At 52.5% G+C, this 16,489-nt stretch carries 16 protein-coding genes; 10 read left to right on the forward strand and 6 right to left on the reverse strand.

All coding sequences use genetic code 11. From position 1 onward, the window contains the following. Positions 1 to 162: 162 nt before the first annotated feature. Entirely contained in the window at positions 163 to 384 is a 222-nt protein-coding gene (rpmE, locus tag G535_RS14005) for a 50S ribosomal protein L31 (protein ID WP_084616752.1), read from the reverse strand. A gap of 176 nt (positions 385 to 560) precedes the next feature. On the opposite strand from rpmE, the gene priA reads away from it, so the two are divergent. From priA to G535_RS0102075, 7 genes are all read left to right on the forward strand, one after another. Beyond that, entirely contained in the window at positions 561 to 2,768 is a 2,208-nt protein-coding gene (gene priA, locus G535_RS0102045) for a primosomal protein N' (RefSeq protein ID WP_051206901.1), read from the forward strand. Between the two features lie 74 nt (positions 2,769 to 2,842). After that, positions 2,843 to 4,585 (forward strand): arginine--tRNA ligase, encoded by a 1,743-nt coding sequence (argS, locus tag G535_RS0102050; protein ID WP_026860541.1) that lies wholly within the window; start codon positions 2,843 to 2,845, stop codon positions 4,583 to 4,585. After that, a complete protein-coding gene (locus tag G535_RS0102055; protein ID WP_026860542.1) occupies positions 4,586 to 5,140 on the forward strand; it encodes an SPOR domain-containing protein in 555 nt (184 codons plus the stop codon). Between the two features lie 67 nt (positions 5,141 to 5,207). Continuing rightward, positions 5,208 to 5,744, forward strand: coding sequence for an ATP-dependent protease subunit HslV (hslV, locus tag G535_RS0102060; protein WP_026860543.1), 537 nt, complete (start codon positions 5,208 to 5,210; stop codon positions 5,742 to 5,744). Then, a complete protein-coding gene (gene hslU, locus G535_RS0102065; RefSeq protein ID WP_026860544.1) occupies positions 5,737 to 7,068 on the forward strand; it encodes an HslU--HslV peptidase ATPase subunit in 1,332 nt (443 codons plus the stop codon). The genes hslV and hslU overlap by 8 nt, the downstream gene beginning before the upstream one ends. Before the next feature lie 132 nt (positions 7,069 to 7,200). Then, positions 7,201 to 7,686, forward strand: coding sequence for a ribonuclease E activity regulator RraA (gene rraA / locus G535_RS0102070; RefSeq protein ID WP_026860545.1), 486 nt, complete (start codon positions 7,201 to 7,203; stop codon positions 7,684 to 7,686). Between the two features lie 3 nt (positions 7,687 to 7,689). After that, a complete protein-coding gene (locus G535_RS0102075; RefSeq protein WP_241970485.1) occupies positions 7,690 to 8,736 on the forward strand; it encodes a formimidoylglutamase in 1,047 nt (348 codons plus the stop codon). Here G535_RS0102075 and hutI read toward each other — a convergent pair. After that, the gene (gene hutI / locus G535_RS0102080; RefSeq protein ID WP_034727346.1) at positions 8,718 to 9,926 is read right to left on the reverse strand and encodes an imidazolonepropionase; all 1,209 of its coding nucleotides are present in this window, start codon (positions 9,924 to 9,926) and stop codon (positions 8,718 to 8,720) included. The two genes, G535_RS0102075 and hutI, sit on opposite strands and share 19 nt — an antisense overlap. Positions 9,927 to 10,020: 94 nt before the next feature. Here hutI and hutC point away from each other — a divergent pair, with 94 nt between their 5' ends. The 3 genes from hutC to hutH are packed head-to-tail and all read left to right on the forward strand — an operon-like array spanning position 10,021 to position 13,948. Further along, the gene (gene hutC, locus G535_RS0102085; protein ID WP_026860548.1) at positions 10,021 to 10,716 is read left to right on the forward strand and encodes a histidine utilization repressor; all 696 of its coding nucleotides are present in this window, start codon (positions 10,021 to 10,023) and stop codon (positions 10,714 to 10,716) included. Between the two features lie 20 nt (positions 10,717 to 10,736). Then, entirely contained in the window at positions 10,737 to 12,413 is a 1,677-nt protein-coding gene (gene hutU / locus G535_RS0102090) for a urocanate hydratase (protein WP_026860549.1), read from the forward strand. Beyond that, complete coding sequence (hutH, locus tag G535_RS0102095; RefSeq protein ID WP_026860550.1) at positions 12,413 to 13,948, forward strand: histidine ammonia-lyase; 1,536 nt, start codon at positions 12,413 to 12,415, stop codon at positions 13,946 to 13,948. Before hutU ends, hutH begins: the two co-directional genes overlap by 1 nt. Here hutH and G535_RS12670 read toward each other — a convergent pair. The 4 genes from G535_RS12670 to G535_RS0102115 are packed head-to-tail and all read right to left on the reverse strand — an operon-like array spanning position 13,945 to position 16,414. After that, positions 13,945 to 14,193, reverse strand: a complete 249-nt coding sequence (locus G535_RS12670) for a TraR/DksA family transcriptional regulator (RefSeq protein ID WP_034727350.1) — start codon at positions 14,191 to 14,193, stop codon at positions 13,945 to 13,947. The two genes, hutH and G535_RS12670, sit on opposite strands and share 4 nt — an antisense overlap. Positions 14,194 to 14,205: 12 nt before the next feature. Next, the gene (locus tag G535_RS0102105) at positions 14,206 to 15,111 is read right to left on the reverse strand and encodes a bifunctional GNAT family N-acetyltransferase/hotdog fold thioesterase (RefSeq protein ID WP_026860551.1); all 906 of its coding nucleotides are present in this window, start codon (positions 15,109 to 15,111) and stop codon (positions 14,206 to 14,208) included. 3 nt (positions 15,112 to 15,114) lie between these two features. Next, positions 15,115 to 15,561 (reverse strand): D-aminoacyl-tRNA deacylase, encoded by a 447-nt coding sequence (dtd, locus tag G535_RS0102110; RefSeq protein ID WP_026860552.1) that lies wholly within the window; start codon positions 15,559 to 15,561, stop codon positions 15,115 to 15,117. Continuing rightward, positions 15,521 to 16,414, reverse strand: coding sequence for a virulence factor BrkB family protein (locus G535_RS0102115; protein WP_026860553.1), 894 nt, complete (start codon positions 16,412 to 16,414; stop codon positions 15,521 to 15,523). The genes dtd and G535_RS0102115 overlap by 41 nt, the downstream gene beginning before the upstream one ends. Positions 16,415 to 16,489: the final 75 nt, after the last annotated feature.

The raw sequence follows: 16,489 nt of genomic DNA on the forward strand, positions 1-16,489 counted from the left end.
GAAATTACGATATTTAAACCTTTGTAACGCCAAGCAAACTTTTGAGTCGTTTAAAAACGCACCATCGAAAAAGTGAATGAATTCACGTGCTGGGGCTGAACTGGGCATAAAAAAAGGCGCCTTTTGGCGCCTTTCTTTGAATTTGCTGCAGAAGCATCGTTTTTACGAAGTCTTCTTGCCGCCCAACACGCTGAAACGCTTGTTGAACTTGTCGATACGACCACCAGTATCCATGATACGCTGCTTACCAGTGTAGAACGGGTGACACTCTGAACATACGTCCAAGTGCAATTCACCACCGCGGGTCGAACGAGTTACGAATGAATGGCCACATGAACATGTAACATTCATTTCTTCATACTTAGGATGAATTCCTGCTTTCATAAGGGTTACCTCAATTGGGCCGCATCGCCATCCGATCCTGTGCCGGACACCATACGTGGTTAATGTCAAATTAATAGGGCGCGGATTTTACCCCATCACTGGTCATTGATCAAGCATAAGGATCAACGGCAGGATCGCGCTTGCACCAAGGTCTGCCTGACCGCACAATAGCGGCTATGACAACAACAAGCCCTCCCCCAGCCCCAACGCCAAGTAACGTGATTCAAGTCGCGGTACCGGTGCCCCTTGCCCGCGTGTTTGACTACGATTGCAGCGAGCTGCCGGTGGTAGGTGCGCGGGTGAAAGTGCCGTTTGGGCGGCGCGAGCTGGTGGGGATCTGTCTTGGGTCTGCCACACCAAGTGAAGGTGGCTACCAGCGCAAAGCGGTGCAGGCGGTCCTCGACACCGAAACCGTGTTACCTAAAGCCGTGTTTGAATTGCTGCAATGGGCGGCCAGTTACTATCAACACCCTATTGGCGAAGTGCTTGCCCATGGTTTGCCCACTTTATTGCGTCAGGGCGAAGCGGCCAACTACCAAACCACTCAAGGCATTCGCGTGACGGCTGCAGGCGAGCAGGTGGAACTGAACAGTTTGCGACGGGCGCCACAGCAGCAACGGCTGCTGGCGACCTTACGTAAAGGGCCGTTGTTACGGCGTGATTTGGTCAGTCAGGAATTATCCCCCTCGGCGTTGAAAGCTTTGACGGATAAAGGTTTGGTGGAAAATTTTGCACACCAGCCACTGACTGCCACCGATTGGTCGTTTGCGATGGGCAGTGACGCCTTGCAGTTAAACCCTGAACAGGCACTGGCGGTGGCAGCAATGGGTGCCGCCACGAAACCACAAACCTATTTGCTGGAAGGTGTAACGGGCAGCGGCAAGACCGAAGTTTATTTACAAGCCATGGCGTCGGTGCTGCAAAAAGGCCGTCAGGTGTTGGTGATCGTGCCGGAAATCGGCCTGACGCCGCAGACCTTACGGCGCTTCCAGCAGCGCTTTGCGGTGCCTATTGTGATGTTGCACTCAGCGTTAACGGACCGCGAGCGTCTTGACGCTTGGTTGGATGCCAAGCATGGTGGCGCGGCCATCGTGATCGGTACACGTTCGGCGATTTTCACGCCATTTGCGCAACTGGGCATGATTATCGTTGATGAAGAGCACGATAACTCGCTCAAACAGCAAGAAGGTTTTCGCTACCACGCCCGTGATTTAGCCGTGGTGCGTGGGCAAAAAGAACAGGTGCCGGTGATTTTAGGCTCTGCGACGCCGTCGCTAGAAACCCTTAATAATGCTGAGCAACAGCGTTATGTGCATTTGCAGCTCACGCAGCGTGCCGGACAAGCCAAGCCAGCGCGCTTCAGTCTGGTCGATATCAAGCAAATGCCATTAAAAGCTGGCTTGTCGATCCCGCTGATTGAGCGCATGAAGAAAGAGCTCGAGCGCGGCAAGCAAGTCTTAGTCTTTTTGAACCGTCGTGGTTATGCGCCGGCGCTGATGTGTCATGAATGTGGTTGGCTGGCGCAGTGTCAGCGCTGTGATGCCTATTTTACCGTGCACCAACGCCAGCAATTGTTGCAGTGCCATCATTGTGGTGCGCACCAACGCTTGCCCAAGCAGTGTTTTGATTGCGGTTCGACCCAGTTGGTCGGTCAAGGCGTGGGCACCGAGCAAGTCGAGCAAACGCTGACTGAGCTCTTTCCCGAACATCCCGTGCTACGCATTGACCGTGACAGCACGCGCAAAAAAGGCGCGCTGCAACAACACCTTACCGATGCCACCGAAAACAAATACCCGATACTCGTTGGCACGCAGATGCTGGCTAAGGGGCATCATTTTCCGCACGTTACTTTGGTGGCGTTGTTGGATGTTGACGGCGCGCTCTATAGCTCGGACTTTCGTGCAGCAGAGCGCTTAGGGCAGTTGATCACGCAGGTCGCGGGGCGTGCTGGGCGTGCGAGTGAACCTGGCATTGTGGTGTTGCAAACCCACCATCCCGAGCACGATTTACTACAAGATTTGATTCAAAATGGTTACGGCGCTTTTGCCCGCTCATTGTTGCAAGAGCGACGCATTACCCAGTTACCGCCATTTGGTCAGTTGGCGCTGTTTCGTGCCGAGGCCCATGAAGCACAACAAGCGCAACAGGCCTTGCAAGCCATTGCCGCCTTGGTACCCCATCACCCTGACATTATGGTGCTTGGCCCGATGCCGGCGATCATGGAACGCCGTGCTGGGCGCTATCGTTATCAGTTGCTGCTACAATGTCAGCAACGTGGTTTACGCCAGCAAGTTTTGCAGCACTTGCTACCTAAGCTTGAAGGCTTGGCAGAGCTGCGGCGAGTGCGCTGGTCACTCGATGTGGATCCGCAGGATCTTAGCTAGCCAGCAAAGGTTTTTTTTCTCTCCCTAACGCAGTAAAATGCTGCGAATTCCCGTGATCATGAAGGTTGGATGTAATGAAAGAGCAGTTGGAGCAGTTATTGGCGGCCGCAGTGGCCCAGTTAAAAGAACAAGGCACATTGCCGGCAGAGTTAAGTCCACGTATCCAACTCGACCGACCACGCGACAAGAGTCACGGTGACTTTGCGACGAACTTGGCGTTGATGTTAGCCAAGCCTGCGGGCATGAATCCGCGCGCGTTGGCTGAAGCCTTGTTAGCGGCTTTGCCAGAAAACACCCTAGTGGCCGAGACCACTATCGCAGGACCTGGTTTCATTAACTTTGTGATTAGCCAAGATCAATTGGTACAACAACTTGAACACGCCTATCAAGATGCCAAAGTGGGCGTGGCTGGCGCAGAGCAAGCACAACGCATTGTAATTGACTATTCGTCACCAAACCTTGCCAAAGAAATGCACGTGGGTCACTTACGTTCGGCCATCATCGGTGATGCCGTGGCGCGTGTGTGTGAGTTCTTAGGCCATACGGTGATTCGCCAGAACCATGTGGGCGACTGGGGCACCCAGTTCGGCATGTTACTGGCGCACATGGAAGAGCTTGAAGGTAGTGAGTTGGCGATGGAGCTGAGCAACCTTGAGACCTTCTACAAAGCGGCGAAAAAGCGTTTTGATGAAAGCCCAGAATTCGCTAACCGCGCCCGCGAGTTAGTGGTATCACTGCAATCTGGTGATGAGAAATGCCTAAACTTGTGGCAACAATTTATTGATGTGTCACTGAGTCATTGCCAAGAAGTTTACGACCGTTTGGGCGTGAAACTGACCCGTGCCGATGTGATGGCAGAAAGTGCCTATAACGATGATTTGGCGCAAGTGGTCGAAGACCTTCGCAGCCAAGGTTTGTTGGTGGAAGACCAAGGCGCCCAGTGTGTGTTCTTGGACGAATTCAAAAACAAAGAAGGCGAAGCCTTGCCGGTCATCGTACAAAAGTCTGGTGGCGGTTACTTGTACGCGACGACTGATTTAGCGGCGGTGCGCTACCGTCAGAACGTGCTCAAAGGCGATCACTTAATGTACTTTGTCGACCAGCGCCAAGGTTTGCACTTCCAGCAGATCTTTACCCTTGCCAAGAAAGCTGGCTTTGCCCGTGAAGACTTGCAAATGGACCACTATGGCTTTGGTACTGTGATGGGTAAAGACGGCCGTCCGTACAAGAGTCGTGACGGTGGCGTGACCAAGCTTGCCGATTTACTGGATCAGGCGGAATCGCGTGCACTGGCGTTGGTGCAAGAGAAAAACACTGAATTGAGCGCTGAAGAGCATGCGAACATTGCCAAAGTGGTGGGCATTAGTTCAGTAAAATATGCCGATTTATCGAAGAACCGTACCAGTGACTACATCTTCGATTGGGACACCATGCTTAGCTTTGAAGGTAACACCGCGCCGTATTTGCTGTATGCGTACACGCGGGTGATGAGTGTCTTTGCCAAAGCAAACGTAAAACCTGATGCATTATCAGGTACTTTCGTGTTGAATGATGAGCGTGAAATCGCTTTGGCCAATGCTTTGGTACGTTTTAACGAAGTGGTGCATACGGTGGCGAACAAAGCCATGCCGCATTTCTTGTGCGGTTATTTGTTTGAGCTGGCAGGTGCATTCTCAAGCTTCTACGAAGCGTGCCCAATTTTGCAAGCCGAAGACGAAAACGTGCAGCAAAGTCGCTTGAAGTTGGCGGCATTGACTGCGAAAACCCTGCACCAAGGTATGGAACTCCTTGGCATTGAAACATTGGATAAGATGTAAATGGATTACGCGAACCGTAAGCGTCCGCCGCAACGTAAGCCTGCTAAGGGCAAGCGTGGCTCACAAAAGCAAACCGAACGTCAGGTGCCCTGGGGCATTGTGACCCTTGCGGTGGTGCTGGTGATCGCGTTGGTGGCTGGCTTACGGTTTATTGCCGGTGGTAACCCAGATGTGGTGCCACCGACAAGCTCAGAAAGTCATTTACCGACCCCTACCAACAACCAAGTTGAAGCGATTCCGGAAAAGCCCGAAGAGCGTTGGCAGTACATTGAAGAGTTGGAAAACCTCGAAGTTGAGGTGGACGTGCCTGAGCGCGAGTTAGGTCCACCGAAACTGATGCAGTGTGGCTCGTTCCGCTCGAAGAGTGATGCTGAGCGCTTACGTGCTGCGATTGCCCTGCAAGGCCTTGAGGCTAACGTGTACCGTTCAAACGGCGGAAGCTGGTATCGTGTGGTGCTTGGGCCCTATGAAACCAAGCGTGCAGCAGAGAAAGATCGCCATAAACTGCAACGGGCACGTATCCACGGTTGCCAAATCTGGAACTGGAATCTTTAGTAAAGACCATTGAATTCGTAACTTTTGCCCTCATAACTGCTTGCATAGCAACAAAGAGGACGTAATTGTGACGACTATCGTATCTGTCCGTCGTGGTGACAAAGTAGTCATTGGCGGCGATGGCCAAGCAACCCTTGGCAACACCGTAATGAAAGGTAATGTCCGCAAAGTACGCCGTCTGCACGACGGCCAAGTGATCGCCGGTTTTGCTGGCGGCACCGCCGATGCTTTCACTTTATTTGAGCGTTTTGAGAGTAAATTGCAGCAGCACCAAGGCCATCTTATGCGCGCCGCCGTTGAACTAGCGAAGGACTGGCGCTCTGATCGTGCCCTACGTAAATTGGAAGCACTGTTGGCCGTTGCCGATAAACATACCTCCTTGATCATCTCTGGCAACGGCGATGTGATCCAGCCTGAAAATGATTTGATTGCCATTGGTTCGGGTGGCCCTTACGCGCAAGCTGCGGCCCGTGCGTTATTGGAAAACACCGAGTTAGGTGCGCGTGAGATTGTCGAAAAAGCGTTGCACATCGCCGGTGACATTTGTGTCTACACCAATAACTTCCAAACCATCGAAGAACAGGAGTCCGTGGCCGATGTCTGATATGACCCCCCGCGAAATTGTTGATGAGCTGAACCGCCATATTATTGGTCAAGACAATGCCAAAAAGGCTGTCGCTGTGGCGTTGCGTAACCGCTGGCGTCGTATGCAATTGCAGGACGACCTGCGCCAAGAAGTGACGCCGAAAAACATTCTCATGATTGGCCCAACGGGTGTGGGTAAAACTGAAATTGCCCGTCGTCTGGCCAAGCTTGCCAATGCACCTTTTATCAAGGTGGAAGCTACCAAGTTCACCGAAGTTGGTTATGTTGGTAAGGAAATTGAATCGATTATTCGCGATCTCACCGATACTGCAGTGAAGCAAACCCGTGAGCAGATGATGCAAAAAGTACGTTTCCGTGCGGAAGAAGCCGCTGAAGAACGTATTTTAGATGCGTTGTTGCCGCCGGCCAAAGGTTGGGCGGACGAAGACAACTCAGAGCGTGAGCAAAGCAATACCCGTCAGGTGTTCCGTAAGAAGTTGCGGGAAGGCCAATTAGACGATAAAGAAATTGAAATCGACTTAGCCATGCCACAGATGGGCGTCGAAATTATGGCGCCGCCGGGCATGGAAGAGATGACCTCGCAACTGCAGAGCATGTTCCAAAACCTTGGTAAGGATCAGAGCAAGCCTCGCAAGCTGAAGATCAAAGATGCCTTTAAGCAATTGGTCGAAGAAGAAGCGGCGAAAATGCTCAATCCTGAAGAAGTGAAAGAGCAAGCACTGCACTCGGTCGAACAGAACGGCATCGTGTTCTTGGACGAAGTTGACAAAATCTGTAAGCGTGGCGACACCAGCGGCCCTGACGTATCGCGTGAAGGGGTACAACGTGACTTGCTGCCGTTGGTGGAAGGTACCACGGTATCGACCAAGCATGGCATGGTGAAAACCGATCACATTCTGTTTATCGCCTCTGGTGCGTTCCAGATGTCGAAGCCGTCCGACCTGATTCCTGAGCTGCAAGGTCGTTTACCGATCCGGGTGGAGCTTGACGCCCTCACCAGTGGTGACTTTGTGCGCATTTTGACCGAGCCAAACGCTTCGTTAACCGCACAATATATTGCCTTGATGGCGACCGAAGGGGTCAACATTGACTTTACCAACGACGGTATTCAGCGCATTGCAGAAACGGCGTTTCACGTGAACGAAACTACCGAGAACATCGGGGCGCGTCGCTTGCATACGGTGCTGGAGCGCTTGATGGAAGATATTTCGTTCCGAGCCAGTGACTTGCAAGGCGAGAAAATCACCATCGATGGTGCCTACGTCGATGAACATCTTGGTAAATTGGTGCAGGACGAAGACCTCAGTCGCTTTATTTTGTAGTCCTGAGTTGACCGAATACTGACCTAGGTCACCCCTTTTGTCGCTTACCCTTTTGTAGGCCGACAGAAGGGGCTATACTGTGCCTGCAATCTAACCTTTTCATATTCTTGATGTAACAGGCAGGGTACGGCAATGGAATACAATACTTCGGAGCTTTGCGATCTCTATCCCGACATGGTCGACGTGGTTGAGCCTATGTTTGTTCACTTCGGTGGACGAGTATCGTTCGGTGGCCAATTGGTGACCATTAAATGCTTCGAAGACAAAGGTGTCATCGAAGAGGTGGTGCAACAGCCTGGTTCTGGCAAAGTGCTACTCGTTGATGGTGGTGGTTCAAGCCGCCGAGCACTGATCGATATCGCCGTGGCCGAAATGGCTCTGGATAACGATTGGGAAGGCATCATCTGCTATGGCGCAGTACGTGACGTGGACGCACTCGATGAACTCGATCTGGGCGTCATGGCACTTACTTCGATTCCTGTTGGTGCCGCCGCCGAAGGTATTGGTGAAGTCGATGTCGCCGTCAACTTCGCTGGCGTGACCTTCTTACCAGAAGACCATATCTACGCTGACACGACCGGCGTTATCTTGTCACCTGAGCCGCTCGACATCGAATAAATGATGTATCTCACTCCTTGTGATCCCGCTGCGTGGTGCACACCGCGCAGTGGTGAAGTGCGTTTAGGTCAAACCATCCATGCTTTAGCGCAACAGTCGTCAAGCGAAGACTACCGCGCCGCTTTGGATGCAGCTTATCAGCAAGGTGCACGCATTGCTTTAGTGGGTGTGCCTGAGAGCATTGGTCCACGCGGCAACTTAGGTCGTGGTGGCGCAGAAACCGCTTGGCCAACCGCGCTGAAAGGTTTACTGAACCTGCAAGCAACACCTTTTATTGCCAGTCATGAATTGCTCATTGTTGGACATGTTGAATGTGCCGATCTACAGCAGCAATCAGCGGCGTTAAGCACCCAAAATGACCAAGATGTGCAGCAATTGCGTGATTTATGTGCGCAACTCGATCAGCGCGTCATGCAGGCGTTAGTGCCGTTGTTTGAAGCCGACTATGAAGTGATTTTGATCGGCGGTGGTCACAACAATGCCTACCCGTTGCTACGTAGCTTAAGCGAAGTGGCGGCGACGGCGGTTGGTGCGGTGAACCTTGATCCGCATGCAGATTTTCGTGCTCGTGAAGGACGTCACAGTGGCAATGGCTTTAGCTACGCATTTACCGAAGGCTTCTTGAGCAACTATCACGTGATGGGGTTGCATGAGGGTAAAAATAATGCCGAAAGTTTGCGTCAGCTTGCCGATGCCGGGTTCACCTACACCAGCGTGCACGAGTTGTATCAAAGTGAGTGGCCACAGCAGTTAGCGAGCCTGCGTCAGCGTGCGCGTGATTGGTCACAACCTGTAGGGATTGAGATTGATGTCGATGCCCTACAAGGCGTGCCTGCCAGCGCCATTAATTTTAATGGCTTGAGCATTCAACATGGTTACAGCTTAATTGCCGAATTGGCTACGCTGCCACAAACGCGTTACTTGCACCTTGCTGAAGCGGCGCCCAGCCTGCATCCAGCAGGACGCGAGGCGGGCGATATGGCGTGCGCACAACTCCTCAGTGAGTTAGTGCTTGCTTACCTGCATGGCGTTCAGCGTCGAACGCCCTGATGCCACACGGCAGCCAGCCGGTCGGTACCAAATTGGTACGTGAGTTCTGCCGGCTGCGGCGTCTTCCATAAGCACAAATCTGCGCGCAAACCTGCTTTAATTTGACCGCGGTCGTTTAAGCCAAGGGCTTTGGCGGCATGCACCGTCACCCCTTGTAAACACTCTTCTGGGGTCATGCGGAACAAGGTCGCGCCCATTTGGAGCATCAACTGCAAGCTTAAAATGGGCGATGTGCCTGGGTTGGCATCGGTCGATAGTGCAATGGGCACCCCGTGTTCACGTAACAACGCCAGTGGTGGTTGTTTGGTTTCGCGCAGGAAGTAGAACGCACCTGGCAAGAGCACAGCGACTGTACCGCTGGCGGCCATAGCTTTCACGCCCGCTTCATCAAGGTACTCAAGGTGGTCACAAGACAACGCCTGATAACGGGCAGCGAGCACACTACCTTGCTGATTGCTTAGCTGCTCCGCATGCAGTTTGACGGGTAACCCACGCTGTTGCGCGGCGGCAAACACGCGTTCAGTTTGGGCCACGCTAAAGCCCACATTTTCACAAAAAGCATCCACCGCATCGACCAAGTGCTCGTCGGCTAAGGTCGGTAAAATGGTGTCGACGATGTGATCAATGTAGCCATCGGCGTTGTCTTTATACTCCGGCGGCAAGGCATGAGCGGCTAATAACGTCGTTTGCACACTGACGGGAGCCTGTTCGGCCAAGCGTTTGGCGGCGCGTAATTGTTTACGCTCGTCAGCTAATGACAGCCCATAACCTGATTTGATCTCAACCGTCGTCACCCCTTCACGCATTAGCGCTGCGAGCCGTGGCGCACTCACGGCCACCAAGTCATCCTCACTGGCCGCACGCGTGGCACGTACGGTTGCCGCAATTCCGCCACCTTGGGCGGCAATGCTTGCATAACTAACGCCGTGCAAACGTTGCGCGAATTCATCGGCGCGTGAGCCGGCCCAAACAAGGTGCGTATGGCAGTCAATCAGGCCTGGCGTGAGCAGTTGCCCGGTGCCATCGACATGAACCGCATCAGCAGTAGCGACAGGCGCTTCGGCGGCCGGTCCGACGTAGCTAATGAGGCCGTCGTCAATCACTACCGTTGCATTTTCGAGCAATCCGTAACCATCATCGGTCATGGTTGCTGCTGTCACATTAGCGATACGCTGTTGCGGTTGAGTCATACAACTTTCTCCCTATCAAGACTTGTATATACAATTCGAGTTGCCTACACTCTAGCACATTCTTAGCAAACCACCTAAAGGTTGGCGGTGTTAAATGGCAAAATTTTCAGCAATAAAAGAGCATGTTTACAATAAGATAGCCTCTGGAGAATGGCCTGAAAATCATCCGGTCAGTTCAGAGAACGCCTTGGCATCGCAATTTAAAGTCAGCCGCATGACAGCGCGTCGTGCCCTGCAAGAGTTAGCTGACGAGGGCATTGTGATCCGAACCAAGGGCTCGGGTACTTTTGTTGCGCCAATTAAATCGCAAACCTCGTTCATGGCAATTCGTAACATCGCTGATGAAATTCGTTCGCGCCAACACGACTATGCCTCACAGGTGCATGTGCTGCGCCGCCAAGTGGCCTCCGAGTTGATCGCAGAAATGCTCAATATCGCCGCTGGCGATGAAGTTTACCTATCGGTCATCAGTCACTTTGAGAATGACCTGCCGGTACAGGTGGAAGAACGTTACGTGAATCCAAAGCTGGCACCTGATTATTTAAAACAAGATTATCACTCGCTTACGCCTCATGAATATCTGTGTGAAGTGCAGCCGCTGACCGAAGCGAGTCACCAAATTGAAGCGGTCGCACCCTCACAACAACTTTGCCAATGGCTGCATTTGAGCAAGCCCGAACCTTGTCTGCGCATTCACCGACGCACGTGGAGTGCGAAAGGTGTGGTGACGTACGCAGTACTGACGCACCCCGGTTCGCGTTTTAGCCTTGGTGGCCATTTACAATTTTAATGAACAGAAGGATAACTGAGATGAGCTTTACTCGACTCGATCCAAGTCGTACGATTCGTGCGCCTCGTGGTAGTGAACTTAGCACTTGCAACTGGCAGGTCGAAGCAGCGAAACGGATGTTGATGAACAATCTTGATGCGGAAGTGGCTGAGCACCCGCATGCATTGGTGGTGTATGGCGGAATTGGCCGTGCCGCACGTAGCTGGGAAAGTTTCGATAAAATCGTTGAAGTATTGGACCGTTTAAAGCCTACCGAAACCTTGTTGATCCAATCGGGTAAACCGGTCGGTGTGTTCCCAACGCATGAAGATGCGCCGCGCGTGTTGATTGCGAACTCGAACTTAGTGCCAGAGTGGGCGACGTGGGAACATTTTAACGAGCTCGATAAAAAAGGCCTGATGATGTACGGCCAAATGACTGCTGGTTCGTGGATCTACATCGGCTCACAAGGCATCGTACAAGGTACCTACGAAACCTTCGTTTCGGTTGCCAAACAGCACTTTAATGGCGACACCACGGGCCGTTGGATTGTCACCGGTGGCTTAGGTGGCATGGGTGGCGCGCAACCATTGGCAGCGACCATGGCCGGCTACAGCATGTTAGCGGTGGAAGTGGACGAGTCACGTATCGATTTCCGTTTGCGTACCCGTTACCTCGACTATAAAGCGACCAGCCTAGATGAAGCCTTGGCCTTGCTTGAGCAAGCCAAGCAAGATGGCCGCGCGATTTCTGTTGGCTTGTTAGCTAACGCAGCGGATGTTTACGCAGAATTGGTTGAACGTAACATCACCCCTGACGTTGTCACCGACCAGACTTCAGCGCACGATCCTTTGCATGGCTATTTGCCGCAAGGTTGGACGTTAGAGCAATATAAGTCACGTCAAGAAACCGCGGCGGTTGAGACGGTTGCAGCGGCGAAAGAATCCATGGCAGTACAAGTCAAAGCGATGCTGACCTTGCAAGAGCGTGGCGCAGCGACCTTAGATTACGGCAACAATATCCGCCAAATGGCGAAAGATGTTGGCGTCGCCAATGCCTTTGATTTCCCAGGTTTCGTTCCTGCCTACATTCGTCCGTTGTTCTGCCAAGGTATCGGTCCATTCCGTTGGGTCGCGTTGTCTGGTGACCCGGAAGATATCTACAAAACAGATGCTAAAGTGAAAGAGCTGATCCCTGATGATAAGCACTTGCACAATTGGCTTGATATGGCGCGTGAACGTATTGCTTTCCAAGGCTTACCAGCACGTATCTGCTGGATTGGTCTGAAAGACCGTGCGCGTATTGCCAAAGCCTTCAATGAGATGGTGAAAAACGGCGAGCTGAAAGCGCCGATCGTGATTGGTCGTGACCACTTGGATTCAGGCTCGGTGGCAAGCCCTAACCGCGAAACTGAGAGTATGTTGGATGGTTCGGATGCTGTCTCAGATTGGCCATTATTGAATGCCCTATTGAACACTGCAGGTGGTGCGACTTGGGTAAGCTTACACCACGGTGGTGGCGTAGGCATGGGCTACTCACAACACTCAGGTGTGGTGATTGTGGCGGATGGTAGTGAAGCTGCTGGTCAGCGTATTAGCCGCGTGTTGTGGAACGACCCAGGTACCGGCGTAATGCGCCATGCGGATGCCGGTTATGACATCGCGATTGACTGTGCCAAAGAGCAAGGTCTTGATTTACCTATGGTGGAGAGCAAGTAATGACAACCATGACGTTACAACCGGGCCAGTTGCGCCTGAACGATATTCGCCAGTGGTGGCAAGCACCACAGCAATTAGCACTGCATGACGACGCCAAAGCGGCGATCAAACGCTCGTCAGAGACCATTGCTGAAGTCTTGGCTGCAGGCAAAGTGGTGTATGGCATTAATACAGGTTTTGGTTTGTTGGCCAACACCCGCATTCCGCCAGAAAAACTAGAAGATTTGCAGCGCCGTATCGTGTTGTCACACGCGGCAGGTACGGGTGCACTGATGGATGACACCGTCGTCCGCTTGATGCTGTTGCTAAAAATCAACTCATTAAGCCGCGGTTTCTCGGGCATTCGCCAGGAAGTGATCGATGCTTTAATGCAATTACTCAATGCTGAAATGTACCCATGTGTGCCAAGTAAAGGCTCTGTGGGCGCATCAGGTGACTTAGCACCGCTTGCGCATTTGGTCTTGCCTTTGATTGGCGAAGGTGAAGTGCGCTATCAAGGCGAAATCATGAGTGCGCGTGATGGTCTCGCGAAAATTGGCATGCAACCGATGACCTTAGCTCCTAAAGAAGGTTTGGCATTGCTGAACGGTACCCAAGCGTCAACCGCTTTGGCCTTGCATGGTTTGTTCCAAATTGAACGTGTGTTCCACAGTGCGTTGGTGGCTGGCGCGATGTCGGTCGAAGCAGCTATGGGCTCGCGCGCACCTTTTGATGCGCGCATCCACGAAGTGCGTGGTCAACCGGGGCAAATTGCGGTAGCGGCGAGCTTCCGTCAGTTGCTTGGCGACACCTCCGAGATTGCGGCGGCACACGAAAACTGTGAAAAAGTACAAGACCCTTACTCTTTGCGCTGTCAGCCGCAGGTGATGGGTGCCGTGTATGATCAACTGCAACACGCCAGTGCTATTTTGACGCGTGAAGCGAACGGTGTGACCGATAATCCGTTGGTATTCCATGATAATGGCGACATTATCTCGGGGGGTAACTTCCACGCGGAACCCGTCGCCATGGCTGCGGATATTCTGGCGATTGCCGCAAGTGAAATTGGTGCTTTGTCGGAGCGTCGTAGTGCGCTGCTGATCGACCATCACTTGAGCAACTTGCCGCCATTCTTGGTGAATGATGGTGGTGTGAATTCAGGCTTTATGTTGGCGCAGGTGACTGCAGCGGCCTTGGCATCCGAGAATAAAACCTTAGCGCACCCGGCTTCGGTAGATAGCATGCCGACCTCGGCCAACCAAGAAGACCATGTGTCGATGGCCACCTTTGCTGCGCGTCGTTTGACGGATATTGCTGAGAACGTGCGTGATATTGTCGCCATTGAGCTACTGGAAGCGGCTCAGGGCGTCGACTTCCGTCGTCCGTTAAAAGGTGCCGATAAGGTTGAGCAAGCGCACGCTCTGTTGCGTGAGAAAGTGGCGTACTATGATCAAGATCGCTTCTTTGCGCCGGATATCGCGGCTACGGGCGCGTTGATCTACAGTGGCAAGCTAAGTGCCTTGGTGGATGAAGGTGCGGTATTTGAGGACGCTTAAGCGTCCTCTTCCTCGTCTTTAAGAGCCTGGCAGTCAACGCAGATGGCAACGTCTGGTTTGGCTGCAAGGCGTGCGGCGGAAATCTCGTCGCCACAGTCCACACAATAACCAAACTCGCCGGCACGCATGCGTTGCAACGCTGCTGTTGCTGCGTCGGCGGCTTTGGTGCCTGCCTGTTCAGCAACAATGGTTTCAAGCTTGGTTCGGATGCGTAACAACTGCTGGGCGGATAAAGAATCACTCATGTTCACGTCCTTCTAATTTTTATTTGGCGCTAGTACGACGAACTGTCCGGTGAACTCGGCAACGGCGGAACTGCCATCAAAAATTTGCGACTTTAAACTGACCCGCGCATTGCTGCCCTCTTTGAGAACGGCCAAATCGCCATTCATGTCACTTAATTTCGCTACCGCTATTGGCTCACTGGAAACGGGTTTGCGGTACTTTATCTGGCCATCAGCCAGTACCACAGCGCCTTCGAGCTGTCGTTCGCGCAATTGTAAGTGCAATAGCCCCCAACACGTCAAGGTCGCAAGCGAATAAATACTGCCGGCGAACATAGTGCCATGCACATTGATGTTACGTGACAACAGCGCTTGGGTTTCAAATTCTCGCCCTGTGTATTGGCTGATGCGAATGCCCATGGTCTCTGAAATTGGGATCTCTTCATGCCAGGTGGCCTGCAGTTCGCTACACCAGGTCGGTCGATAAATAATACGGTTGTCTTCGGTAAAGGTTTTCCGCAGGTGATGCTCCGCAAGGGGATTACTCACCGTATCGGCTTCTTCTTTGAGGCTGTAACCACATTTCAGATAAAACCCAAGGGTATTGTCCCGCGAGTTAATCACGATATGTTTTGCGCCCTCAGCGCGTGCTAACTGTTCAAGAGCTTTGACAATGGTCACGCCATGACCTTCGCCGCGGTGTTCTGGTGCTGAGGCCATAAAGCGGATTTGCCCCTCTTCCGGGCTATTAAAATGCAGGCGACCTATGGCGACCGCGGTACCGCTACCATCGACGACCATGCGGTGATAGCCCACTTGATCGTATTCGTCTTGCTCCGAACCGCGAGGTCGCTGGAATGGCTCGCGTAACACGCGATAGCGCAAGTCATAGTAAGTTTGCCAGTCGTGCTCGGAGTTCGGGGTAATGACGTGATACATAAACTAGTTCTTCTCTGTGTCGAGGAGGAAGGTCACGGGGCCGTCGTTGGTGAGCGACACTTGCATGTCGGCGCCAAAGCTACCGGTTGCAACGCTAATACCCAACTCAGTAAGCGCGTGGACAAAAGCTTCATACAACGGCTCGGCTACTGCTGGTGCAGCGGCACTGGAGAAACTGGGGCGACGACCGCTGTTGGTATCTGCTGCGAGGGTGAATTGTGACACCACCAAAGCTTCGCCTTGACCATCACTCAAACTCAAATTCAGTTTGTCGTCGGCATCGGCAAACATGCGATAGCCAGCGACCCGTTGCGCTAATTTCTTAGCTGTGGCGGCGGTGTCGGTTGGCGTAATGCCCAGTAATACGAGCACCCCTGGGCCAATTTGACCTACGGTCGCGCCGTCGATATCAACCTTGGCCTGGGTAACTCTCTGGATCAGTGCTTTCATCGGTTTCCTCAAAAAATTCTTCAATACTGGCCGTTAATTCCGCGCCAATTAAGACGATGGTCCATGACAAGAAAATCCACAGTAGCAGAATTGGAATCGCTGCCAAAGCGCCGTAAATGGCTTGATAGGACGGGAACATCGTGACATAGGAGGCAAAGGCGCTCTTACTTAACTCAAACAGGATTGCTGCTAATAGCGCGCCCCAAAAGGCGTGACGCACTTTGACGACGCGGTTCGGTAACATCACGTACATCAGCAGAAAGGCAATCAGTGAGGTGACAATCGGCACAATACCAAGCAGTGTGGTGCGCAGACCCGAGACGTAATCTTCGGCAAAGGCGGTCAGTGAAATCAGATAAGAGCTAACTGCCATGCCGGAGCCCATTAAAATAGGGCCAAGGGTCAAAATCATCCAGTACACCGCAAGGGCTACCGCCAAACGTCGCCGCCGCGTGTTCCGCCAAATTCGGTTCATGGTGGCATCGATGGTGGAGATTAGATTGACGGCGACCACGATGACAAACACCACACCAATGGCGGTCATTTGCGAGACATTGCCGACAAACTCATTGAGGTACTGTGAAATTTCCTCCCCAGACGTCGGTAGTAAGTTAGCAAATAGGAATTCTTCGATCTGGGTGCGTAGTACTTCGAACATTGGGAAGGCGGAAAAAATTGAGAAAATCACCACCAGCAACGGTACCAATGCCAACATGCTGACGAAGGTCAGGTGGCCAGCAATAATGGTAATGCGGTCGTTTAAACAGCGCCGGCCAAAATAGACGATGAAGTCTTTTGCGCAGTGCGCACGCGCACGCCAAACGGACGGTTGTTCTGTTGGTTGCGAGCTCATTTGATTCCTTAATGACAACAATTGCTGCTTACTATAATCCCAAACCACTGCCTCTGCGTAAAGAAACAGACAAGA

The organism is Pseudidiomarina sediminum DSM 21906, assembly GCF_000423165.1.
Taxonomy (GTDB): Bacteria; Pseudomonadota; Gammaproteobacteria; order Enterobacterales; family Alteromonadaceae; genus Pseudidiomarina; species Pseudidiomarina sediminum.